At 27.5% G+C, this 24,323-nt stretch carries 23 protein-coding genes; all 23 read left to right on the top strand.

Annotated elements, in window-relative coordinates:
- Window positions 1–27: 27 nt before the first annotated feature.
- The 23 genes from rlmB (at window position 28) to rnpA (ending at window position 24,230) form a co-directional block, all read left to right on the top strand.
- Window positions 28–750: a 23S rRNA (guanosine(2251)-2'-O)-methyltransferase RlmB gene (gene rlmB, locus OC701_RS00905; protein WP_304514237.1), complete on the top strand. Its 723-nt coding sequence runs from the start codon at window positions 28–30 to the stop codon at window positions 748–750.
- Between the two features lie 142 nt (window positions 751–892).
- Window positions 893–1,036: a 50S ribosomal protein L33 gene (rpmG, locus tag OC701_RS00900; protein WP_304514236.1), complete on the top strand. Its 144-nt coding sequence runs from the start codon at window positions 893–895 to the stop codon at window positions 1,034–1,036.
- 38 nt (window positions 1,037–1,074) lie between these two features.
- Entirely contained in the window at window positions 1,075–1,452 is a 378-nt protein-coding gene (locus OC701_RS00895; protein WP_304514235.1) for a hypothetical protein, read from the top strand.
- Between the two features lie 84 nt (window positions 1,453–1,536).
- Window positions 1,537–2,148: a transcription termination/antitermination protein NusG gene (gene nusG / locus OC701_RS00890; RefSeq protein ID WP_304514234.1), complete on the top strand. Its 612-nt coding sequence runs from the start codon at window positions 1,537–1,539 to the stop codon at window positions 2,146–2,148.
- Between the two features lie 225 nt (window positions 2,149–2,373).
- Entirely contained in the window at window positions 2,374–2,799 is a 426-nt protein-coding gene (gene rplK, locus OC701_RS00885) for a 50S ribosomal protein L11 (RefSeq protein WP_304514233.1), read from the top strand.
- 69 nt (window positions 2,800–2,868) lie between these two features.
- Window positions 2,869–3,558 (top strand): 50S ribosomal protein L1, encoded by a 690-nt coding sequence (gene rplA / locus OC701_RS00880; protein WP_304514232.1) that lies wholly within the window; start codon window positions 2,869–2,871, stop codon window positions 3,556–3,558.
- 113 nt (window positions 3,559–3,671) lie between these two features.
- Window positions 3,672–4,178, top strand: coding sequence for a 50S ribosomal protein L10 (gene rplJ, locus OC701_RS00875; RefSeq protein ID WP_304514231.1), 507 nt, complete (start codon window positions 3,672–3,674; stop codon window positions 4,176–4,178).
- 91 nt (window positions 4,179–4,269) lie between these two features.
- Window positions 4,270–4,656, top strand: coding sequence for a ribosomal protein bL12 (locus OC701_RS00870; RefSeq protein ID WP_304514230.1), 387 nt, complete (start codon window positions 4,270–4,272; stop codon window positions 4,654–4,656).
- Window positions 4,657–4,886: 230 nt separating this feature from the next.
- A complete protein-coding gene (rpoB, locus tag OC701_RS00865) occupies window positions 4,887–8,621 on the top strand; it encodes a DNA-directed RNA polymerase subunit beta (protein ID WP_304514229.1) in 3,735 nt (1,244 codons plus the stop codon).
- 8 nt (window positions 8,622–8,629) lie between these two features.
- A complete protein-coding gene (gene rpoC, locus OC701_RS00860; RefSeq protein WP_304514228.1) occupies window positions 8,630–12,763 on the top strand; it encodes a DNA-directed RNA polymerase subunit beta' in 4,134 nt (1,377 codons plus the stop codon).
- A gap of 201 nt (window positions 12,764–12,964) precedes the next feature.
- Window positions 12,965–13,369: a 30S ribosomal protein S12 gene (gene rpsL / locus OC701_RS00855; protein WP_304514227.1), complete on the top strand. Its 405-nt coding sequence runs from the start codon at window positions 12,965–12,967 to the stop codon at window positions 13,367–13,369.
- Window positions 13,370–13,409: 40 nt separating this feature from the next.
- Complete coding sequence (rpsG, locus tag OC701_RS00850; protein WP_304514226.1) at window positions 13,410–13,880, top strand: 30S ribosomal protein S7; 471 nt, start codon at window positions 13,410–13,412, stop codon at window positions 13,878–13,880.
- A 39-nt stretch (window positions 13,881–13,919) separates the two neighbouring features.
- A complete protein-coding gene (gene fusA, locus OC701_RS00845; RefSeq protein ID WP_304514225.1) occupies window positions 13,920–15,986 on the top strand; it encodes an elongation factor G in 2,067 nt (688 codons plus the stop codon).
- Between the two features lie 105 nt (window positions 15,987–16,091).
- Entirely contained in the window at window positions 16,092–17,294 is a 1,203-nt protein-coding gene (gene tuf, locus OC701_RS00840; protein WP_304514224.1) for an elongation factor Tu, read from the top strand.
- 499 nt (window positions 17,295–17,793) lie between these two features.
- Complete coding sequence (gene infC / locus OC701_RS00835; protein WP_320415503.1) at window positions 17,794–18,378, top strand: translation initiation factor IF-3; 585 nt, start codon at window positions 17,794–17,796, stop codon at window positions 18,376–18,378.
- Window positions 18,379–18,462: 84 nt separating this feature from the next.
- Window positions 18,463–18,651 carry a 50S ribosomal protein L35 gene (gene rpmI, locus OC701_RS00830; RefSeq protein ID WP_304512486.1) on the top strand — a complete coding sequence of 63 codons (189 nt, stop codon included), beginning with the start codon at window positions 18,463–18,465 and terminating at the stop codon, window positions 18,649–18,651.
- 35 nt (window positions 18,652–18,686) lie between these two features.
- A complete protein-coding gene (rplT, locus tag OC701_RS00825) occupies window positions 18,687–19,388 on the top strand; it encodes a 50S ribosomal protein L20 (protein WP_304514223.1) in 702 nt (233 codons plus the stop codon).
- Window positions 19,389–19,439: 51 nt separating this feature from the next.
- On the top strand, window positions 19,440–20,018 hold the full coding sequence (locus OC701_RS00820) for a hypothetical protein (protein ID WP_304514222.1): 579 nt from the start codon (window positions 19,440–19,442) through the stop codon (window positions 20,016–20,018).
- Window positions 20,019–20,057: 39 nt separating this feature from the next.
- A complete protein-coding gene (locus tag OC701_RS00815) occupies window positions 20,058–20,213 on the top strand; it encodes a hypothetical protein (RefSeq protein WP_304514221.1) in 156 nt (51 codons plus the stop codon).
- Window positions 20,214–20,782: 569 nt separating this feature from the next.
- Entirely contained in the window at window positions 20,783–22,501 is a 1,719-nt protein-coding gene (gene ltrA, locus OC701_RS00810; RefSeq protein WP_304514243.1) for a group II intron reverse transcriptase/maturase, read from the top strand.
- Window positions 22,502–22,556: 55 nt separating this feature from the next.
- Window positions 22,557–23,591 carry a M42 family metallopeptidase gene (locus OC701_RS00805; RefSeq protein WP_304514220.1) on the top strand — a complete coding sequence of 345 codons (1,035 nt, stop codon included), beginning with the start codon at window positions 22,557–22,559 and terminating at the stop codon, window positions 23,589–23,591.
- 153 nt (window positions 23,592–23,744) lie between these two features.
- Window positions 23,745–23,879: a 50S ribosomal protein L34 gene (gene rpmH, locus OC701_RS00800; RefSeq protein ID WP_304514219.1), complete on the top strand. Its 135-nt coding sequence runs from the start codon at window positions 23,745–23,747 to the stop codon at window positions 23,877–23,879.
- Window positions 23,880–23,945: 66 nt separating this feature from the next.
- A complete protein-coding gene (rnpA, locus tag OC701_RS00795) occupies window positions 23,946–24,230 on the top strand; it encodes a ribonuclease P protein component (protein ID WP_304514218.1) in 285 nt (94 codons plus the stop codon).
- The last annotated feature ends 93 nt before the right edge of the window (window positions 24,231–24,323 follow it).

Genomic DNA, 24,323 nt, shown 5'->3' with positions numbered 1-24,323 from the left:
TAAAATTTTCGAAAGAATTTATATTATATGGTAATTATTTATGGTAAAAACATAATTAAAGAAGCTATTAAAGCTCAAAGAAAAATTTATTTTTTATATATCAATCCTTGTATGAAAGATAAAGTTTTTTTAAATTTTATATTACGTCATTACTCGAATTGTTGTTATTTAGATAAACATCAATTAAATAATAAAGTTCAAAATAGTAATCATCAAGGGGTAGTAGCAGAGGTTCAAGATTATTTGTATAGACAAGATTTATTAAAATATTTAACAGAAAAATCAAATAGAATAGTTAAATTTTTAATTTTGGATGCTATTCAAGATCCTCATAATTTTGGAGCAATTATACGTACTGTAGAAGCAAGTGATTTTGATGGAATTATTGTAAGTAAAAAACATCAGGTTCCTTTGAACAGTACAGTAGCTAAAACTTCTAGCGGAGCTTTAGAGTATGTTAATATTTTTTTAGTTTGTAATTTATATCAAACTATTTTAACTATGCAAAAATTTAATTTTATAATTATTGGAACTGAAATCGGAATAGATAATAATTTAGATACTATTCCTCTAGATCAGTCTTTAGCTATTATATTAGGTAATGAAGGTATAGGAATACGCTCTTTGTTGAAAAAAAAATGTAATTATTTAGTTAGTATTCCAACACAAGGTATGGTTAATTCTTTAAATGTCAGTGTTTCAGCGGCCATTATTATTTTTTATTTATATATGAAAAATAAAAAATATTAATTTATTTATAATTTAATCATGTTATAATATTGAGAAAAGTTTATCTTGATTTAGAAATTTATAATGTAATGTATTTTATTTATCTTTATTAAGTTATTAAAATTTATAAGGTTATTGTTTAAGATCGAAAAATATAAGAATAATGGTTAAGAGTAATATTTTAATATGTAAGATTTGTTTGAGTCGTAATTATCGTGTCAAAATTCATAATCGTAATCAAAAATTAGTTTTAAAAAAATATTGTTGCTGTTGCAAAAAACACATTATTCACGAAGAAACTAGATGAATAAAATTATCTATATAAAAAATATAAAGGAGATAACTGTGGCATATAAAAAATTTGAAGAAAAACCAACAATTCCTTTAATGCAAGTTTTGAAGGAAGAATATAGTTTAATTAATATTTTTTGTGTTATTTTATCTATGGTTTTTTTGGGAGTTTGTTGCAATTGTGTTCATCACTTTTCTAATAAATTAAGTATTTCTTTATTAGTGGTATCTATTATTTTCTTTTTGATTAGTATTTTTCCTTTTATAAGAAAAATTTTTTTTGATTTTCGTTTTATTAGTTTTCCGACAAAAATTCAAATTTTTAAGCAAATTATTCAAGTTTTTGTGTTTACTGTTATTTTAATTTTTATTTTAAATTTGTTTCAATATTGTTACGATATATATATGATATCTTTGCTTAAAAAATTTTGAATTAAAATTAATTTTTAGAATTTAATTTTATTGTAATGATTAAATTAAAAATTATTGATAGAATTATATTTAGGTGTTTTTAAAATGCAATCAAAAATAAAAAATAATAAAATAATTGATAATGATATAATTAACGAGGATAAAACTCTTTTTAAATCTAAATGGTATATTGTACAAACTCAATCAGGTTATGAAAAAGTTGTTCAACAAGATTTATTAAAAATAGCTAACAGCGGTATCGGTATATCAAATTTGATTCATGAAGTTATTTGTCCTACTGAAAAACATATTAAAATTAAAGCTGATGGAACTAAAAAAGAAATAGAGAAAAAAATTTATATTGGTTATATCTTTATTAAAATGATTATGACCGATCAGTCTTGGTTTATAGTTCGTAACATTCCTAAAGTAACTGGATTTTTAGGTTCTATTAAAAAAGAAAAAGGTTCTAAACCTATACCCTTAACTGAAAATGAAATCAATCCTATATTGTTAAAAATGGGGATCATTTCTAAACCTAATTATGATCATTTGATTAATAAAAAAGTTCAAATTATAAACGGTTCTTTTGCTGGTCAAGTAGGTAGAGTGTCTTTAGTAGATTATGAAAGAGATAAAGTGATGGTTGAAATCGAGTTATTCGGCAGAGCTACACCTATAGAAATTTCTTTTTCTTCTTTTAAAGAAATTAATTAGATTAAAATAATTATTTTAAATTAGTTGATAAATTTAATTAGTATGATGAAATATGTTATAATACTATGAATATTTTGGATATTTCGATTATTAAAATATTTAATGAATTGATTTTTGATTTTGAAAATAATATTTTTTATTTTTATTAATAAAATAGTTTTTTAAATAATTGATTAAATTTTACAAATTTTTAGAAACAAAGAGGTTGGTATTAAATAAATTATAATGGCAAAAAAAGTTGTTAAAAAAATTAAATTACAAATTTTAGCTGGTAAAGCTAACCCTGCCCCTCCTATAGGACCTGTTTTGGGACAAGCTCAAGTAAATATTCCTTTGTTTTGTTCTCGATTTAATGAAGCTACTAAAGATAAATTAGGTTTTACTTTGCCAGTAGAAATTACAGTTTTTGATGATAAAAGTTTTGAATTTATTGTTAAAACTCCGATTACAAGCGATTTATTAAAAAAAGCTGCTAATATTTCGAAAGGTTCTTCTGATTCGGTTAAAAATAAAGTAGCTACTCTCAAATATGATCAAATTGTAAAAATAGCAAAATTAAAAATGCCAGATTTAAATGCTTATTCAGTTGAACAAGCTTCTAAAATTATAGAAGGAACTGCTATTAACATGGGAATTGTTGTGGAAAAATAATAATTTATTATATTTGATAAATAAAAAAAGAAAGGCATATGGTTATATAGTATATAAGGCTTAAAATTTATGACAAGAAGTAAAAAATATTTATCAGTTAGTAAAAAAATAGACTTTAATCAAATTTATAAAATGCATGATGCCGTTGAATTATTGTATAATATTAAAACTGCAAAATTTGATGAAACTGCTGAATGCGTTTTTGTTTTAAATATTGAACATAAAAAAGTAGATCAACATATACGTGGTTCTGTTGTTTTGCCTTATGGTTTAGGTAAAAAATTTTGTATTGTTGTAATTGCTCAAGGAGAACAAGCTCAGAAAGCTAAAGAATTGGGTGTAGATTTTGTTGGTGATCAGGAATTAATTCAAAAAATATCTAATGGTTGGACAAATTTTGATGTTTTGATATCTGTTACTAGCTTTATGCCTTCTTTGACCAAGTTAGGAAAACTTTTGGGGCCTAAAGGATTAATGCCTAATCCAAAATTAGGAACTATGACAGAAAATGTAGAGCCAATTATAAAGGATATTCAAAAAGGCCGAATGGAATATAAAGCAGATAAATTTGGTAATCTTCATACGGTAATAGGAAAATTATCGTTTAATAAAGAACAATTAATAGGAAATTTGGTTTTTTTATATAATCATTTGATTTCTATAAAACCTAAAACAGTTAAGGGCGAATTAATTCAAAATATAACTATTTCTTCTACTATGTCTCCAAGTATTAAAGTTGATCCTTTATCGATTAGGTAAAATTGAAAAAACTATTATTTAATTATTTTTTATTTTGTCTTTTATAAATTAATTTTTTGATTTATATTATTTGTTGATAAATTTATATTGTTTAAAAAAGGAAACAACGATTTATGTTAAAATCTATTATTAAAGAGAAAAGTGATTATGTTGATTATTTATCTCAAAATATTGATAATTCTAATTTAGTTGTTTTATTAGAATTTAAAGGATCGAAGGTAAGTGATTTGACTAATTTGCGCCGTCAATTAAGAGAATTAGTTCCGTGCAAGTTTCAAGTAGTACCTAATAATATTATTAAAAGAGCATTAATTAAGTCAAAATATGACGAATTAATCGAATTTAAAAATCCCAAAGCTTTATTTTGGACTTTGTCTGATTCTTCGGATATTTTCTCTTCTTTAAATGTTTTATACAAATTTTCTAAAATGAATGAATTTTTAAAAATTAATTTCGGTATTATAGAAAATGAAATTTGTTCTCCGGATCAAATAGTTAAATTAGCGCAAATACCATCTAAATCGGCATTATTATCTATGTTGTTATTTAGTGTTTCAGCGCCTGTTAAAAATATAATTACTGTTTTACAATTATTAATACAAAAAAACAAAAAAGTTTAAATTAGTAAGAAATAAATTTTTTAATGTTATATAGATATTTCAATTATTTGCTAAAATAAATAAAATTTGAATTATAAATAGGAGATTAACAATGGCAGAAAATAATAAAATAGAACAAATTATTCAATTTTTAGGTGATATGAAGGTTAAAGAATTGCAAGAATTGGTAACTAAAATTCAAGATTCTTTTGGTATTAAAATGGAAAATGTCGCTAATGTAAGTGGCACTAATGAAGATGTTGCTGTAGAAAAAAATGAGCAAACAGAATTTAAAATTATTATGACTTCTGCGGGTCAATCTCGTACTGCGGTCATTCAATATTTAGTTAAAAATTTTGGTTTTAGTATTGGAGAATTAATATCAGCATGTCAATCTGAAAATGCTAATTTATTAATTAAAGAGAATGTTAATAAAGAACAAGCTGAAGAAATCAAAAAACAAATAGAAAATTTAGGAGCTCAAGTGAAAATTGAATAAAAAATATATTTTATAAACTGGTTGCAAAATATATAGTTTTGGCGACAACAAATAAATTTTTTTGATAACCTAAATATTTATTAAACCTGAGAACTAAAGTAAGTATCTTAGGTTTTTTATTATCTTTATTGTTATCTAATATTTTTTGGATGTTTTGTCTATTAAGAATTTATTTTTTTAAATTTAAATTCAATTTATGTTGATATTTGTTGGGAGTTCTAAATAAAAAAATGAAAAAATATTGTAATGCAAAATATGGCACCAAGGTTGAACGACGAAATTATTCTAAGATGAAATATGATTTGGATTTGCCAAACTTAATCGAGATCCAAACAAAATCATTTCAAGAATTTTTAAATTATGGTATTCAAACATCATTAAAAAGTATTTTCCCTATTGAGAGTTATAATGGTGATTTAAAATTACATTTTAATGATTTTTTTTTAGAAGAACCGAAATTTAACGCTGAAGAATCTAAAAAAAGGGGATTTACTTATAGTGCGGAATTGTTTTTAAATGTAACTTTGGAAAATGTTATTACTCAACAAACTAAAAAAGCTCGTATATTAATGACAGATTTGCCTTTAATGACTATTGCAGGTACTTTTATAATTAATGGTACAGAAAGAGTTGTAGTTTCTCAAATAGTGCGTTCAGCAGGAGCTTATTTTACTGCTAAATTAGATAATAAAATTAATAAAAATCGTTTTACTGCTCAAATTATTCCTACTAGAGGTGCTTGGATAGAGTTTGAACAAAATAATAAAGATTTTTTATATGCTAAATTGGATCGTTCGAAAAAAATACCTTTAACAAAATTTATTCATGCTTTAGGTTTTGATACTCAAGAAGAAATTGAAAAAACTTTTGGAATCAATCCTTTATTGGATTTAAGTTTTAATAAAGATAATGATTCTAATTTTAATGATGCTATTGTCGAACTCTATTCTAAGTTGCATCAAGGAGAAAGAGTCCCTACTAATGCGGCAAGAGAATTCATTCGTAATCGTTTGTTTGATAAAGATAAATATGATTTATCTTTAGTAGGAAGATATAAGTTGAATCGCAAATTAGATGTTTTAAATAGGGCTGAAAATACTTTTTTAGCTCAAGATATTAAAGATTTAACTAATAATGAAATTTTATTTTCTTCCGGAACTTTTTTAAATTATGAAGTTATTAAAAAATTATCATTACATAGAGATAAATTTCGTGTGGAATTAGTTAATTCTGATTTTCATTTGCAAAATCAAAATCATGATTCCAATTCATTTACTTATAGAAAAAGTATAAATGATGATCAAATATATATTAAAGAAGATATTTTGCATTCCCAAACAGGACAAGTATTAATTAAGGCTGATACACTTTTAGACGATGATATTTTAAAGATTTTATTAGAAACTCATAAATATAATATTGATGATAAAATTATTAAATATTTTGCTAATAAAGAATATATTCATAAAATTTTTAAAGATCGACAAAAAGTTTTTAATGAAAGTTTAGAAGTTTATGTTTTGGATAATAAAAACAATAAGCATTTTATTAAAATTATAGGTAATGATCAATCTGAAGATGCTGAAAATATTGTTTTATCTGATATAATAGCATCTATTAGTTACTATTTAAATCTTTATCATAATATTGGCACTATTGATGATATTGATCATCTAGGGAATAGAAGATTAAGATTAATTGGAGAACTGTTAAAAAATCAATTACGCGTAGGTTTGAATAGAACTAAAAAAAATATTAAAGATCGTATGTCTATTAGTAAATTCGATTCTATTACGCCAGGAGGACTATTTAATTTTTCTTCTCTTTCTATGGCTATTAAAACTTTTTTTTGTAGTTCACGTTTATCTCATTTTATGGATCAAATTAATCCTTTAGCTATTATTACTCAAAAACGTAGAATTTCTGCTTTAGGTAGCGGAGGAATTGATCGTGATCGGGCAGGAGTAGAGTTAAGAGATGTTAACGATTCTTATTACGGTAGATTGTGTCCTATTGAAACTCCTGAAGGTCCTTCTATTGGTTTGATTTGTTCTTTAGCTACTTATGCTCAAGTAGACCAATATGGTTTTATCGAAACTCCTTTTTTTAAAGTAATTCACGAAAATGGTAAATCAGTAGTGTCTCATCAATATGAATACTTAACTTCTATTCAAGAAGAAAATCGTATTATTGCTACATCTTCATCTTGTTTAAATAATGATTTTAGTTTTAAACAATCGAAAGTAATTGCTAGACGAAATGGAGAAATTAGTTTATATAGTGTTGATCAAATTGATTATATAGATGTTTCTCCTAAACAAATTGTATCTGTAGCTACAGCATCTATTCCTTTTTTAGAACATAATGACGCTTCTAGAGCATTAATGGGTGCTAATATGCAACGACAAGCTTTGCCTTTATTAATTTCTGAATCTCCTATTGTAGCTACTGGTATTGAGCATAGAATAGTAAAAGATTCAGGATGCGTTGTTATTGCTGAAGAAAGTGGATTTGTAGTTTATGTAGATGCTAAAAAAATTATTATTGAAAATAATCGTGGAGAACAAAAGGTTTATATTTTATCTACTTTCGATAAATCTAATCAAGATACTTTAATTTTGCAAAAACCTATTGTTAAATTAAATGAAAACATTAATAAAGGAGATATTATTGCTGATGGTTCTTCTACTCATCAAGGTGAATTAGCTTTAGGTAAAAATGTTACAGTAGCTTTTATGACTTGGGATGGTTATAATTACGAAGATGCTGTAATTTTATCAGAACGTTTAGTACAAGAAGATATTTTTACTTCTGTTCATATTAGTAAATATGAAATTCAAGTGCGGGAATTAAAGAAAGGCGCAGGAAGAGAAGAAATAACTCGAGAAATACCTAATGTGAGTGCCGAAGCTATTAAGAATTTAGACTCTCGAGGTATTATTATTCCTGGTTCTGAAGTTAATGAAGGTGATTATTTAGTTGGTAAGATTGTTATTATCCCTCAAAGTTCTTTGGAGAATAACCCTTATGAAAAATTAATTCAAACAATTATTGGAGAAAAATCTCGTGATTATAAAGATGCTTCCTTAAAAGTTCCTTGTGGTGAGAGTGGTATTGTTCAGAGTGTGCAATATTTTTCTGTTAAAAAAGGCGATTTTATTTCTACTCCTGGTGTGAATGAAATTATTAAAGTTTATATAGCTAAAAAAAGAAAAATTCGAGAAGGTGATAAAATAGCTGGAAGGCATGGCAATAAAGGAGTAATTTCTTGTATCGCTGCTAAAGTAGATATGCCTTATATGTCGGATGGAACACCTGTGGATGTTATTTTAAACCCTTTAGGTGTTCCTAGTCGGATGAATATTGGACAAATTCTAGAAATGCATTTAGGAATGGCTGCGCATAAATTAAATATTAAGGTTGCTACTCCGGTTTTAGATGGGGCTGATAATGAAGATTTAAAAAATATTATGCAAGAAGCTAATTTACCTTTTGATGGAAAAATGACTCTATATGATGGTAGAACAGGTGAACCATATGATAATCCTATATCTGTTGGTATTTTGTATATGTTAAAATTATCTCATATGGTTGAAGATAAAATACATGCTAGAAATGTTGGTACTTATACTTTAATTTTGCAACAACCTGGTAGTGGACGTAATTTTTTAGGTGGTCAAAGAATTGGAGAAATGGAAACTTGGAGTTTATTAGCTTATGGAGCTGCTCATACTTTGCAAGAAATTTTAACTTTGAAAAGTGATGATATTATAGGACGTAATCAATTATATCACGCTATAGTTAATGGTTTACGTTTTCCTAAACCTTCTATTCCGGAAAGTTTTAGAGTTTTTACTAAAGAATTACAAGCGTTAGGATTACATGTAGAATTAATTAAAGCTGATACTAAGGATAATCAAATTAATCGTTCTTTAGTTTCAAATAATAAGGAGAACAAAAAGTAAACCCGATTATGTTAAATATGAAAATTGAAGATTTTTCTTTAACTAAAAGAACTTTGAAAAATTTAAAATCTATAGGTATTAATAGTTTAAATGATATTAATAATTATCACTTGAATGAATTAGTTTCTTTATTAAACGAAGAATCTTTTCGAGAAATTGTAGTTATTTTGAAACAGTATGGTCTTCCTGAATCTTTAAATAATTTAAATCTAAATCAGGAGATTTTAAATATTTTATCTCAAAATAATATTTTCAATTGTTTATCTTTATTAGAGACTGATAAAGATGTTTTGCTGAAGTTATTTAGTAACAATCCTGCTTATCAAGATCTTTTGATGAATTTTTTAAATTTATATAACGGTTTAAAAAATAATGTTTATCAGAAAATTGATAATTCTGTTGCTGATACAGATAATATTATTTGGAAACACGAGAATAATGAACACGAGTCTGCATCTTCATGGATAATCGATAAAGCTATTTTTTCCAATAATAATAATCGAGAATACGATTATTTTAAAATTCGTTTATCTTCTCCTCATGAAATTCGTCAAAAATCTTATGGCGAAGTTGTAAATTATGAAACTATTAATTATCGTACAGCTAAACCGGAAAAAGGCGGATTGTTTTGTCCTATTATTTTTGGCCCTGTTCAAGATTTACAATGTATATGTTCTAAAAAACAAACTTTAAAAAAAGGCCAAATTTGTTCTAAATGTGGTGTAGAAATTACAGAACAACTAGTTAGACGTGAAAGAATGGGCCATATTGATCTAGCTGCTCCTGTAGTTCATACATGGTTTTTAAATAGTTTACCTAGCCGTTTAGCTATTTTATTAGGTATGAAAGCTAAAGAATTAGCAGAAATTGTTTATTATGTATCATATATAGTTATTAATCCTGGCAATAGCGATTTAAATAAATATAATATTATATCTGAGTTAGAATATGGACAATATTTGGAACGTTGTGATAATAATTTTGTGGCTTTAACTGGCGCTGAAGCTGTTAAAACTATGTTACAAGAATTGAATATGGAAGAAACTATTCAATTATTGAGATTAGAGTTAAAACAAGCATCTAAACAAAAAAGAGATTTGATTGTTAAAAGATTAGAATTAATGGAATCTTTTTATCAATCCGATAATAAACCAGAATGGATTGTTTTGGAAGCTATCAATGTAATTCCTCCTAGTTTAAGGCCTATAGTCGCTCTTGAACAAGGTGTACGTTTTGCTTCTGCTGACATTAATGATTTATATCGCAGGATTTTAAATCGTAATAATCGTTTAAAAAGACAATTAAAACAAAATGCTCCTAGATTGATTATTAAAAACGAAAAAAGAATGTTACAAGAAGCCGTAGATGCTTTATTTGATAATGCTAAATCTAGTAAAAAAAGCACTTCTAATATTGAACGTAATAAACCTTTAAAATCTTTATCGGAAATGTTAAGAGGTAAACAAGGCCGTTTTCGTCAAAATTTATTAGGAAAGAGGGTAGATTATTCTGGTCGTTCCGTTATTATTGTAGGACCTGATTTAAAGTTACACCAATGCGGTATTCCTCGACAAATGGCTATTGTTTTATTTAAACCGTTTGTATTAAATAAATTACAAGAATCTAAAGGTATTGATAAAAAAAGCGCTAATATTTTATATGAAAAAATGAATGAACATGTATGGACATTATTAGAAGAAGTTGTTCAAGAACATCCTGTTTTATTAAATAGAGCGCCTACTTTACATCGTCAAGGATTACAAGGTTTTCAAGTTAAATTGATCGATGGCAAAGCTATTAGATTGCATCCTTTAGTTACTTTAGCTTTTAACGCGGATTTTGATGGAGATCAAATGGCTGTTTATGTTCCTCTTTCTGTAGAAGCTCAAGCTGAAGCTCGTTTATTGATGTTATCTTCTTATAATATATTAGATCCTAAAAATGGTAGTCCAGTTTTATCTCCTTCTCAAGATATGGTGTTAGGTAATTATTATTTGACTATTGAAGAAACACGTAAACGCATTATACAAGGTTACAATGCTGATTTCAGAAACCAACAACATCAATATAAACACCGTAATGAAGGAAAAGTTTTTAATGATTTACAAGAAGCTGAATTAGCTTTTTATAATAAACAAATAGCTTTGCATACTCGTATTTTAGTACGCTCCTCTAATATTTCTTCTTATTTTAACGATGAACAAAAAAATAAATATTTAGTTACTACATTAGGTAAATTAATTTTTAATAGTATTTTGCCTAACGATTTTCCTTATTTACAAGAACCAACCATATTTAATTTAGAAATAAAAACTCCAGATGTTTATTTTATACCTAAAGGCGTTAATTTGATGGAATATTTGCATAATATTCCTACTCCTGAACCTTTTAAAAAACGTTTTTTGTCACTTATCATTGATCGGGTTTTTAAAAGAAGTAATATTTCAGAAACATCAAAAATGTTAGATGATATTAAAAATTTAGGTTTTAAATATTCAACTATGTCGGGAGTAACTATTTCTCATGCAGATATTAATGTGTATTCTAAAAAAGATGAATTAATAGCTCAGGTAGAAGATAAAATTGCAGATATTGAACAATGGCATGAAAAAGGATTTTTAACCACTAGTGAAAAAAAAAGTTTAATTATTCAAGAATGGAAAAATGTACGTAATGTTATCCAAGAAGGTTTAATGCAAGAATTTAATCAAGACAATCATTTATTTATGATAAGTGATAGTGGCGCTCGTGGTAATGTTTCTAATTTTGCACAGTTATCCGGTATGAGAGGTTTAATGCATAGTCCTACCAATAATCAATTAGAAATCCCTGTTAAATCTTCTTTTAAAGAAGGTTTAAATGTTCATGAGTTTTTTATTTCAACTCATGGAGCTAGAAAGGTTTCTACTGATACAGCTTTAAAAACAGCTGAATCCGGATATTTAACTCGTCGTTTAGTTGATGTTGCTCAAGATGTGATTATTATGTCACATGATTGTGGTAGTGATAAAGGTGTTTATGTAACTTCTTTGGAGCAAGATGGTAAAGAGATTATTTCTTTACAACAACGTTTATTTGGTCGTTATATAGCGCAAAGTATTATAGATTCTTCGAATAAACAAGTTATAGTTAATTTTGGCGACTTGATTACTCGTGAAATAGCGGAAAATATTGTTAAAACAGGAGTTTTATCGGTTAAAATTAGAAGTGTTTTAACATGTAATTCTGATTATGGTATTTGTGCTAAATGTTATGGTTTAAATTTAGCTACTAATAAAGCGGTTGAGATCGGAGAAGCTGTTGGCATTATTGCTGCTCAATCTATTGGTGAACCTGGTACTCAGTTAACTATGAGAACATTTCACACAGGAGGGGTTTTATCGGTTTCCGATATTACTCAAGGATTGCCGCGTATTCAAGAATTATTTGAAGCTCGTAAACCTAAAGGTAAAGCTTTAATAAGTGAATATGACGGTATAGTTAAAGAAATTAAATCTAGTAATTTTTATTCATCAGATATTGTTATAGTTTCAGCGATTAATCCTCAACAAGAATATCTTTATACTGTAGATTCTAATGTAGATATTTTAGTGAATGATGGTATGGCTGTAAAAGCCGGACAACGTTTAACTTCTGGTTCGATAGATTTAAGAGAATTATTGCGTATTAGTTCTGTAGTAGCTACTCAAAAATATATTTTGGAAGAAGTACAACAAGTATATCAATCTCAGAGTGTGTATATTAGTGATAAACATATTGAAATTATTATTCGTCAAATGTTTAAACAAATTTTAGTTATTTCTGAAGGCGACAGTAATTTATTGCCAGGATCTGAAGTGTCTATAAAAGAATTTAAGAAAATAAATATGCAATTAATTCAACAAAATAAAAAATTAGCAGCTGGTCGACCTATAGTTTTTGGTATTACAAGATCTTCTTTAAAAAGTGATTCTTTATTATCTGCCGCATCTTTTCAAGAAACTACTAAAATTCTAATTGATGCTACAATCAAAGGTCAAAAAGATTTTTTATTAGGTTTAAAGGAAAATGTTATTTTAGGTGGTTTAATACCTGCTGGAACTGGAATTTTAAATCATTCTTTATTTGAATATCCATTAAAAGAAGAAGAGAAAAATAAATAATTATTAAAAATAATTGTTAATTATAATCATTAGATTAAATTTAAGTATATATATTTTTGATTTTGAGATAGTTGCTATTAAATAATCTTTTTTAAATGAAATGGAGTTTATATTGACTTTTGTTCAAAAAAAAGATAAAATTTAGGTCGTCTTATATTTCTAATTACAAAAAATAACAAAGAAAGGTTTTATTATTGAAACATGCCTACTATTTCTCAGTTAATCAGAAAACGAAGAGTAAAAAAAAATACTAAAACCAAATCACCAGCTTTATCTGTTCGTTTTAATGTTTTAAAAAAGAAATTTAAAAATATTAATTCTCCTCAAAAATCTGGAGTTTGTTTAAAAGTATATACTACTACTCCTAAAAAGCCTAATTCTGCTTTAAGAAAAGTAGCTAGAGTTCGTTTGTCAAATCGTCAAGAAGTAACAGCTTATATTCCTGGTATAGGTCATAATTTACAAGAGCATAGTCTTGTGTTAATACGAGGTGGTCGCGTTAAAGATTTACCCGGGGTTCGTTATCAAATTATTCGAGGAGTTCTTGATACTGCTGGAGTAGTTAATCGGAAACAAGGTCGTTCTCGATATGGTGCGAAAAAATAAGAATTTATTAAAATTCAAATAAATTAAGGTGTATAAACTTATGTCTCGTAAAAAAAGTTTTAAAAAAAGAATATTGCCCTTAGATCCTGTTTACAATTCTGTTTTAGTAACCAGAGTTATTAATAAACTTATGAAGGATGGAAAAAAAGATATTGCTTGCTCTATAGTATATAACTGTTTATCCCAAGTTAAAATATTAACAAAAAAAGAACCAATGGAAGTTCTTAATGAAGCTTTTAATCATATTATGCCTTTAGTAGAATTGCGTACACGAACTATTGGTAGCCAAAAATATCAAGTTCCTTTAGAAGTTTCAGTAGAAAGACGTTATTCTTTAGGTTTAAAATGGTTAATTATGGGAGCACGTAAACGTAATGAGAAAAGTATGCAAGAAAAACTAGCTCAAGAAATTATTTCTGCTGCTTCCGGAACAGGATTAGCAGTTAAAAAGCGTGATGAAATCCATCGCATGTCTGAAGCTAATAGAAGTTTCGCTCATTATCGTTGGTAAAAAAAGTGCGTTTAATATTTTCAACTTAAAGGAGGCAACATGGGAATTGAATTAGAATTAGATAAAATACGTAATATTGGTATTATGGCTCATATCGATGCAGGAAAAACCACTACCACTGAAAGGATTTTATTTTATACTGGAAAAATTCGTGTAGCTAAAGAAACTCATGAAGGTTTATCACAAATGGACTGGATGGATCAAGAAAAAGAAAGAGGCATTACGATAACATCAGCCGCTACTACTGTTTTTTGGAATAATTGTAAAATCAATATTATTGACACTCCAGGACATATAGATTTTTCTTCAGAAGTTAATCGTTCTTTACGTGTTTTGGATGGCGGTGTGGTGGTTATAGATGCTCAAGCTGGAGTAGAACCGCAAACAGAAACTGTTTGGCGTCAAGCAACTTATTATAAAGTTCCTCGAATTGTTTTTGTTAATAAAATTGATAAATTAGGAGCTAATTTTGAAAATGCTATTGCTAGTTTAGAGAAAAGATTAAATGTGTTTGCTTACGCTATTCAATGGCCTATCGGTGTAGAAAATAATTTTCGTGGTTTTGTTGATTTAATAGAAATGCAAGCTTGGGAATATTCTTCCAATCCTGATCGAGCAAATCAATTAATTCCTATCCCTGAGGAACTAAAAGAACTTGTTATTTCCAAAAGGCAAATATTAATAGATAAACTAGCTTCTTTAAATGATGAATTATTAAATAATCTTTTAGAAAATAAACCTATTTCTATTTCTCTCATTAAAAAAGCACTTCGAAAAGCTACTTTAGAAGTTAATTTTTTTCCGGTTTTATGTGGTTCAGCTTTAAAAAATAAAGGTATTATTCCTTTATTAAATGCTTTAGTAGATTTTTTACCTTCGCCTTTAGATTTGCCAAATATTAATGGTTATGATAAAAATGAACAGCCTATTGTCCGTAAAATTAATTTTAAAGAATCTTTTATTGCATTAGCTTTTAAAGTTATGACAGATTCTTTTGGTCGTTTAACTTTTGTACGTATTTATTCGGGTTGTTTAAAAGCTGGTTCTTATATAAGAAATAATAATAAAAATATTACAGAACGTGCTTCGCGTTTATTACTAATGCATGCTAATTCGCGGCAAGATATTAAAGAAGCTTATGCTGGTGATATTGTAGCTGTAATTGGTTTGAAAAATACTATTACAGGTGATACTTTGACATACGGAAATGATTTTATTTTGTTAGAAAAAATGAGTTTCCCCGAACCAGTTTTGCAAGTTGCAGTAGAACCTGTTTTCACAAAGGAACAGGAAAAGATTAGTTCTGCTTTGTTTGGTTTTACTCAAGAAGATCCGACTTTTAAATTTACTGTAGATCCAGAATCAAAACAAATGATTGCTGCCGGAATGGGCGACTTACATTTAGATGTTTTAATGGAACGTTTAAAAAGAGAATTTCAAATTCAAGTAAAAGTTTCGGAACCCCAAGTGGCTTATCGAGAAACTTTAATTAGTTCTATAGAAGTGGATGGGGAATGTAAACATCAAACAGGGGGTCGTGGTCAGTATGGTTATGTTCAAATTTTATTTGAACCTAATCCTGGAAAAGGTTTTGAATTTGTTAATAACGTGAAATACGGTGCTATTCCGCAAAATTATATTCCAGCTGTATCTAAAGGTTTGCAGGAGTCTTTATCTAGTGGTATAATTGCTGGTTATCCTTTGACTGATATTAAAGCAACTTTGTTTAGCGGTGCTTTTCATGAAGTTGATTCTTCGGAATTTGCTTTTAAATCCGCTGCTGCTGCAGCTTTACGAAAATTACGTAATAGTCAATTAGTTGTTATTTTGGAACCTATTATGAAATTAGAATTGATTACTCCTCATGAATATATTGGTAATGTTATTGGAGATTTAGTATCTCGTAGAGGTCGTTTAGAGAAGCAAGAAAACGAAGGTATGGTCATGAAAATTCAGGCTTTTGTTCCTTTGGCGGAAATGTTTAAATATTCTAGCAGTTTACGTTCTAATACTCAAGGAAGAGCAAATTTTTCTATGGAATTTTTTAAATACGAAAAAGCTCCCGATCATATTGCTAATAAAATTATTGAATCGCGTAATAAATAAAATTTATAGATATAATATTATTATTTATTAAGTATTTCAGTTATTATAATAATTGAATTTAATTATTTTTAGTAGAAAAATATTCAAATGGAGAAAAAAAATAAAATGTCAAAAACAACAATAAATAATAAAGAAGAATCCCAAATAATCAAACCTCATTTAAATGTAGGAACTCTTGGCCATGTAGATCACGGCAAAAGCACTTTAAGTTTGGCTATTAATAATTATTTAGCTTCAAAAAATTTAGCTACATTTCGACAAGATATTAAAACTTTAGATAAAACTGTTGAAGAACAAAACCGTGGTATCACTATTAATGCCCATCATTTAGAATATGAAAGTGAAACTCGTAATTACGCTCATATTGATTGTCCTGGTCATAAAGATTATATTAAAAATATGATTACTGGAGCAGCTCAAATGGATGCAGCTATTTTAGTAGTTTCAGCTGCTGACGGTGCTCAACCTCAAACTCGTGAACATATTTTGTTAGCTAAACACGTTGGAGTTCCTAATTTAATAGTTTTTTTAAATAAATGCGATAAAGCTATTCCTGATTTAATACCTTTAGTAGAACATGAAATACGTGACATTTTAACGAAAAATGGTTATAAAGGATCAGAAATCCCTATTATTCAAGGATCTGCTTTAAAAGCTTTAGATGGCGATCAAAATTATTTATCTAAAATTGCAGATTTAGTGGCAGAGTTAGATAAATTACCTTTGCCTATTCGTGATATAGATAAACCTTTTTTGATGCCTATTGAAGATATATATTCTATTAAAGGTCGCGGAACAGTTGCTTCTGGCAGAGTAGAAAGAGGTAAATTAACTTTAGGCGAAGAAGTCCAAATTCTTGGCTTAGATAATGACAAGAATGCTGTTGCAATTGGATTAGAAATTTTTAAAAAAACTAGAAATCAAATCCAAGCCGGAGATAATGCTGCTATTTTACTACGTAGTATTGTACATACAGATATTAAAAGAGGTCAAGTAATAGTTAAACCTAATTCTTTAAAAGTATATTCTAAATTTAAAGCAGAAGTTTATATTTTGACCGAAGAAGAAGGTGGTCGCGCAAATTCTTTCCAAACTAAATATAGACCTCAATTTTTCTTTAGAACTGCCGATGTTACAGGAGTTATTATTTTGCCTAAAGATGTTGCTGTAGCGATGCCAGGTGATAATGTGACTATTGAAGTTAATTTAATTAAACCTGTTGCGTTAGAAGTAGGAACTTCTTTTGCTTTCCGTGAAGGTGGCAGAACTATTGGTTCGGGAAAAATTATTGAAATTTTATCGAATTAAAGTTAATTAATTATGAAAGAAGACTATTTTATAGTCTTTTTTTATATTTTTAATCGTATTAATTTTTTTTATTTTTGATATCATAAAATTATGATTTTTTATATTTAGCTTATACAGTTATTTTATATTTATTGTTGTTAGATAAAAAATTAAATAATAATAATTATTAAAAATATAATGAAAATTGATAATTAGTGGATTATATATTATTAATAAATAATAATTTTTCTTCGTTTTATTGTTGAATTATCTATCTTAAAAGTTTATAATTTTGCCTAGATTAAAATTAGTAAGATAATTAAGCAATACAATTTATTTAAATTTATTTTAAAGATATAAGATTTTGATTTTTGTTAATTTTTTCTAGTTATTATAAGTAAGTTTATTTTTGATAAAATATAGTAAAATTGATTTTTGGTTTAAAGTGGTTTTGTATATTTCAATTTTATTAATATATAATAATGAAGGTTATTTTAAATAATTTTAGTTTTTCGCTAAAATTATAAATATAGTCCAAAAAGGAGTTATACGTATTATTAAACATAAAAAAAATAAAAAAGAAAAATTAAAAATTAGTTTTTTATATAATGAAAAAGTTCCTTCTGGAGAATATTTGGTTATCGATAATCAAGGAAAGCAATTAGGCATTTTCCAAAAAGAACAAATATTTGATTTAGCTGAACAGAAAAATGAAGATTTTGTCTTGATCAATGCTCATTCTAATCCTAAAGTAGTACGTTTAGTTAATTATTCCAAATTTTATTATGAACAACAAAAAAAAATTAAACAAAATCGAAAAAAACAACATAATCAAATGAATGTTAAAACTATTTGTTTAAGCCCTCGTATCCAAGACAATGATTTATATGTTAAAATTAAAAAAGCCGAAGATTTCTTAAAAAACGGACATAAAGTGAAAATTAATATGTTTTTACCAGGTAGAATGGCTATAAATCCTAGTATTGGTAACGATATTTTCAAGAAAATTATATCAGCTTTAAGTTTAGTTTCAAGGGTTGATATTCCTCCTAAAAGAGAAGGTAATCAAATTAATTCTTTGTTAATTCCTTTGAAATCTAATTAATAATTTTATTATTAGTTCATTTGGATGTTGTGATGCATTTAGTTTTTGTTTTAAAAAAAAATTAGAAAGACGTAATGGTAATTAATTTTGAAAAAAAAAACACATAAAGGTTTAAAAAAACGTATCAAAATTACTGAAACTGGTAAATGGTTACGCAAACATGCTTTTAAAAACCATTTAGCCGGTTCTAAAACTACTAAACAAAATAGACAATTAAGAGGATTTACTTATGTAGATTCTTCAGATTTAAAGCGTATTAAAAATTTAATTTAGCAAATTGATATAAATCTAAGGAAAGAAGAATAGTCATGGTTAAAGTAAATTTAGTGCCAGCACGACGTAGACGTCGTAAGAAAATTTTAAAATTAGCTAAAGGTTATGTAGGTTCTAAAAGTACCATTTATAAAACTGCTCATGAACAAGTAATGCGTTCATGGCAATATGCTTATGTTGGTCGTAAAAGAAATAAAAGAGATTGGCGTTCTTTATGGATTCGTCGTATCAATGCTGGATGTTCAGAAAATGGTATGAATTATTCCTCTTTTATATATGGTTTAAAATTAGCTGGTGTTGATGTAAATCGTAAAATTTTGGCTAATTTAATTATTAATAAACCTGAAATGTTTAAATTTTATATTGAATTGTCTCAAAAAAGTTTTCTTGAGTTTCAAAAAAATAAATTAACAAAGCATATTTCTAAATCTACATCGGATTCAAAAGAAGATATTTTGGAATCTGATTTAAATTCAGATTTTGATTCTTTGAATTCGCAGTCTATTAACAAAGATTGTCCGAACACTATTATTCAACATTCTGTAACTGATAATATCGAGAATATAAAACAAAAAAATTCAGATATTTCTTCAGATAATGGATTTACAATGAACTTATTATCTTTACAAAAAATGAATTTATTAAATTTACGCAAGTTAGCTAAACAACATAACATTAATAAAATTTCTAAGTTAAAAAAAGCGGAATTAATTGATTTATTATTGGCCAAATTATAAATAAAATTACAAATTTATAATTATAAATTTGTTTAAAGAGGTTTAACAAATATGTATGAAATTAAAAAAATAACTTTTAATAAAATTATCTTAAATATTTTTATAACTATTTTATTTTTATTAAGTTCTTTAGCATGTTTTGAACCTAAATATTTTTCTATAAAAGGGATTAGAATAAGTGATATTTTATTAGGAATTTTGCTGCTATTATTTAATTATTATTTTGTATTTTTGAATTTTAAAAAAAATTCAGGATTAAAAAAGTTTTTCTTTTTAATAGAAACATTTTTTTTATTAACTGTTTCTTTTAGTTTATTTATGTCTTTTTTAATAACTAATTCTTTTGTACAAAAAATGCTCACTTTAAGTAATATTATTAGTTATATTTTAATTATTCATTCTTTTATTTCTTTACATTTATTTGGATGGCAGAATGATAAAATTAATATTTGGAGTTTGAACGGTTATTTAGTAACTTTTGGCACAAGTTGTTTTTTATTAGGAAAAAATATTGATTTTTCTTATATAATTTTAAGAATTTTTTCTATTTTTTTTGGTTTTTTATTTTTATTCTATCTATTTATCGTTATTAAGCAAATTTCTAATTATAATAAAAAAAATATTAAATAATTAAAAAAATGAATTTTTTTAAAAAGGAGAGCAAAAAAAATGTCAGATTTATTCATTAAAATGAAAGAATTAACTATGTTAAATGGTATTTCTGGGCAAGAAAAACAGATTACTAATTATATCCGACAGAATATTATCTCTTTAGTAGATAAAATAGAATATGATAATTTAGGTAGGGGCGCCAAAGAGGCCTAAATCTCGTGCTATTTAACCAATAGCCAGGGCTGATAGACCCTGAAAGGATATGGTCGGTCTAATAAACGAAAGTGTGTTAGATTAAAGCAGACCATAAAAGCGGGTTGCGACAAAAGCAAATTAGTCAAGAAGATACCGCCACCGAATAATTCTACGGAGAAGCCTGAGATGGCCTAAGAAGGAAAATTGAGGTAATCGTTAAACCTGTTCCGGAAGTTGCTTAAACGGACAGTCCAGAAACTACTAATATAAACTACCTGTATTGAGTAGTCTATCAAAGAAACCTGGAATCAGCCTCTCGAAGAGAGGATACTTCCCCTAAAGAATTAAGGTAGAGATTTAGCGTAACTTGGAGAATCCTAAAACCAGGTAATTAAATTTGCCAATCCGGAAATAAAAGCCCGGAGGTCAAGGATAAAGAATCTTCTTAGTAGTCGTAAGAGTAAACCTAAATTTGGAATAATTTAGTTAATCGACTTACCATGAAGAGAGTTAATCACTCTTATAGGGCGAAAGAAGAAAGTAATTTATTATTTATTCAATGGCATCAAGGAAGGAGTTGATATATCATATCAACAATGGTTTCATCAGAAACTAAACTTTCACGAACATTGAATAGAATTCAATATTGTTCATCAAACAGCTACTCCTTAAAAAGAGAAATCCAGCAGGGAATGAATAACTTTTACAACACGTTAACAGCATTTAATAAAATTGCGGCTAATAAAGGAGCGGGTACACCCGGAATCGACAATAAAACCATTGATGGAATCAATTTAGAAAGACTAAAAAGATACCATCGGGAATACGTCAATAATGGTTACCACCCAAAACCAGTCAAAAGAATCCTCATTCCTAAAGATAATGGAAAAACCAGACCCTTGGGCATACCGACCATCAAAGATAGATTGATACAAAAATGCCTGGAACAACTCTTAACTCCTTATTTCGAAAATATCTTCTCTGAATGGAGTTTTGGATTTAGAACCAAAAAATCGTGTCATGATGCCATCAAACGCGTCAAACAAAGATTTAAAGGAATTGATTACCTAGTCAAAATTGACTTAAAAGGCTACTTTGAAACTATCAATCATGAGATTCTAATGAGAACTCTAAACCAGTTCATCAAAAAGAATAAAACACTCTCGACTATTAACAAATGGTTAAAAGCCGGTTTCATGAAGGATGACATCAAGTACGAATCTTTATCAGGTTCTCCTCAAGGAGGGATTATCTCTCCTTTATTGGCGAATGTATATTTACACCACATTGACCTAAAAATGGAGAGACTGATTAAAGAGGGAATGCCAATTAGGAAGAGTAACCCGGAATATAAGAAGGCTTGGTATAAAAACCAACATCACCAACTGGGGGTTGACAGTTTTATCAACTTAAATCTAAAACCAAGAGTTGAATACATCCGTTATGCTGACGATTTTATCATTGGCGTTAAAGGTGAGTATAACCAGGCAGAAAGAATCAAAGACCAAGTAACGCAATGGCTAAAACAAGATCTGAACCTTACTGTTAGTAAGGATAAGTCCAAAATTGTTAAAGCCAATAAAGGAACGAGGTTCCTATCCTACATGATAAAGGTTAACCCTACCAATAAAAACCGGGAAAGGAAAACAACTAAGAATTCCTTGAATGGATTAGTTCAAATCCAAATTCCCCAAGCAAAGGCCAAAGAATATGGATATGAATATAATTGGTTAAAAAAGGGAAAGTTGAAACACGATGAAACATTAGCAGATAGAGACGAATTAGAAATAATCCGGACCTATAAGACAATTGTTAGAGGAATTATCCAATACTTTTGTTGGGCTAACAATTTAGGTGTTTTGACTCACTTAAGTTATCTAGCTGAATACAGCTGTTTGAAAACGCTAGCAAGGAAACGGAAAACGTCAATTGCCAGAGTTCGAAAGAAATACAAAATTGGTTCAACTTGGGGTATCTCCTATCATAATAAAGGGAAAACCCGATATGAACCATGGGATGTCTACTCTTGGAACAAAATTAAGACAATGCGTAATTACAAGGGAAACCCGGACATTACCATTAATAGATTTATCTTCCAAGGTCGTACGCATTTAACTGACCGTCTAAAAGCGGAACGTTGTGAGAATTGCGATAAAACATCCCAACTTCAAATTCATCATATTGGCACAATCCGCAAGGCGAGTCGCCAAAGTATCATGAATAAAAGAACTAAAGTACTGTGTAAGAATTGTCATCGAAAGGTAACAAATCAACAAATACAGGATATTAGAAACAAAGAACGATAAGAACAAATAACTAATCAACCGTGAGGAGAAATTAGTTCTCGAAAGAGAGTAAATTATGGAAAGCCGGATGCTTGGAAACTTGCTTGTCCGGTTTGGACGGGGGCTGATTGTAAATAAAACAACAAATACAAATCGTTGTATAAAACGCAATCAATCTATCCGTATTTTAATAGCTTACAAAGGACAAAATGGTCCAAAAATTATGTTAGCTGGTCATATGGATGAAATTGGTTTAATGGTTACTGAAATTACAGACAACGGTTTTGTTAAATTTCAAACTATAGGCGGTTGGTTACCTACAGTTATGTTAGCTCAACTTTGGCAGATTCATACTAATAAAGGTATTGTTTGGGGTATTACTGGTGCTAAACCCCCGCATTCTTTAAATGTTAACGAACGTAATCAAAATCCAAATATTAAAAATTTGTTTTTAGATATAGGCGTTTCAACTAAAGAAGCAGCTCAAAAATTAGGAGTTACTATTGGAAATATGATTACTCCTTATCTAGAATGTCGTACTTTAGGTAGCGAAGATTTTATTTTGGCAAAAGCAATAGATAATCGTGTTGGAGTTTTAATTGTTACCGAAGTATTAGAAAAATTACAAAATAATCCTAATCAATTTATAGGTGCTTTTACAGTTCAAGAAGAAGTAGGTTTAAGAGGGGCTATTACTAGTGCTAATAAAGTAAAACCTGAAATCGCTATAGCGGTAGATGTTTGTGTTGCTAATGATGTTCCAGGTAATCAAAACACATCTATTAGTTATTTAGGAAAAGGGCCGCAAATATCTTGTTATGATCACGGATTAGTGGCTCATACAGCTTTAAGGGAATTTGTATTAAAAGTAGCCCGAGATAATAATATTTCTTTTCAAGAAGCTGCTCCGGAAGGCGGAACTACAGATGCTGCTGCTATGCATACACGTCATATAGGAGCTGCAGCATTAGTAATTTCAGTGCCTACTCGTTATATACATTCTCATGCTTCTATTGTTCATCAACAAGATATTAAAAATACCATTAATTTGTTAATTTTATTAATACAAAAATTAGATCAAAAACAAGTTCAAGAAATTTTGTTTAGTTAATTTGAGTCAAATTAATGATAATGATTAAACTTAAAAAATATTTATAATTTAGTTATTTCGCTTATTGTTTGGTTTAATTAACTATAATTTCTATTGTTTTATTTTAGTTGTTAATAAAATTTAAAATATTCAAAAGGAAAGATATTAAAAAAAATGAAAAGAACTTATCAACCTAGTAAAATTAAACGAAAAAGAACACATGGTTTTTTAAAAAGAATGTCTAATTCTAGTGGACGTCGTCTTTTATCTAATAGAAGATATAAAGGGCGTTATCAATTAACAGTTTAATATTATGAATAAAATTAAAATTGTTATTTTTTATAATATTCTAATGAATCAAATTAAACAAATATTATGATGAAAAAAAAATTTATTTTAAGCAAAAATAAAGAAATTAATTTAATTTTCCAAAATGATAATAAAAGTGTAGCTAATTATTTTTTTAAAATATATTATATCCATTATACTAAAACTTTGAATTTTAAATTTGCTTTAAGTATTAACAAAAGATACGGAAAGTCTCATGAGAGAAATTTAATTAAACGTCGTATAAGGGCGATAATTTATAATTATTCTTCAGTTTTAAAACCTAATGTTTTTTTTAGGGCGCCAAAGAGGCCTAAATATCGAGTGAACTAACCCATCACCAGTGCGATAAACACTGACAGGCTAAGAACGGTTCTTGAAAGGAAACTATCAAGAATTACAGCAGTTCTTAAAAGCGGGTTACGA

Origin of the sequence: Candidatus Phytoplasma bonamiae (assembly GCF_030586845.1) — a bacterium.
In the GTDB taxonomy this organism is placed as follows: domain Bacteria; phylum Bacillota_I; class Bacilli_A; order Acholeplasmatales; family Acholeplasmataceae; genus Phytoplasma; species Phytoplasma bonamiae.
The sequence above is the reverse complement of the archived record's forward strand: the minus strand, read 5'-3'. Positions and strand labels throughout refer to the sequence as shown.

Bases quoted from the DNA above. Each gene is read 5' to 3' on its own strand.
- rlmB (WP_304514237.1), top strand. From the start codon at position 28: ATGGTAATTATTTATGGTAAAAACATAATTAAAGAAGCTATTAAAGCT.
- rpoB (WP_304514229.1), top strand. From the start codon at position 4,887: ATGAAAAAATATTGTAATGCAAAATATGGCACCAAGGTTGAACGACGA.
- nusG (WP_304514234.1), top strand. From the start codon at position 1,537: ATGCAATCAAAAATAAAAAATAATAAAATAATTGATAATGATATAATT.
- OC701_RS00820 (WP_304514222.1), top strand. From the start codon at position 19,440: ATGTATGAAATTAAAAAAATAACTTTTAATAAAATTATCTTAAATATT.
- OC701_RS00805 (WP_304514220.1), top strand. From the start codon at position 22,557: ATGGAAAGCCGGATGCTTGGAAACTTGCTTGTCCGGTTTGGACGGGGG.
- rplK (WP_304514233.1), top strand. From the start codon at position 2,374: ATGGCAAAAAAAGTTGTTAAAAAAATTAAATTACAAATTTTAGCTGGT.
- tuf (WP_304514224.1), top strand. From the start codon at position 16,092: ATGTCAAAAACAACAATAAATAATAAAGAAGAATCCCAAATAATCAAA.
- OC701_RS00815 (WP_304514221.1), top strand. From the start codon at position 20,058: ATGTCAGATTTATTCATTAAAATGAAAGAATTAACTATGTTAAATGGT.
- rnpA (WP_304514218.1), top strand. From the start codon at position 23,946: ATGATGAAAAAAAAATTTATTTTAAGCAAAAATAAAGAAATTAATTTA.
- fusA (WP_304514225.1), top strand. From the start codon at position 13,920: ATGGGAATTGAATTAGAATTAGATAAAATACGTAATATTGGTATTATG.
- rpmG (WP_304514236.1), top strand. From the start codon at position 893: ATGGTTAAGAGTAATATTTTAATATGTAAGATTTGTTTGAGTCGTAAT.
- rpoC (WP_304514228.1), top strand. From the start codon at position 8,630: ATGTTAAATATGAAAATTGAAGATTTTTCTTTAACTAAAAGAACTTTG.
- rpsG (WP_304514226.1), top strand. From the start codon at position 13,410: ATGTCTCGTAAAAAAAGTTTTAAAAAAAGAATATTGCCCTTAGATCCT.
- rplJ (WP_304514231.1), top strand. From the start codon at position 3,672: ATGTTAAAATCTATTATTAAAGAGAAAAGTGATTATGTTGATTATTTA.
- rplA (WP_304514232.1), top strand. From the start codon at position 2,869: ATGACAAGAAGTAAAAAATATTTATCAGTTAGTAAAAAAATAGACTTT.
- rpmH (WP_304514219.1), top strand. From the start codon at position 23,745: ATGAAAAGAACTTATCAACCTAGTAAAATTAAACGAAAAAGAACACAT.
- OC701_RS00870 (WP_304514230.1), top strand. From the start codon at position 4,270: ATGGCAGAAAATAATAAAATAGAACAAATTATTCAATTTTTAGGTGAT.
- rpsL (WP_304514227.1), top strand. From the start codon at position 12,965: ATGCCTACTATTTCTCAGTTAATCAGAAAACGAAGAGTAAAAAAAAAT.
- rplT (WP_304514223.1), top strand. From the start codon at position 18,687: ATGGTTAAAGTAAATTTAGTGCCAGCACGACGTAGACGTCGTAAGAAA.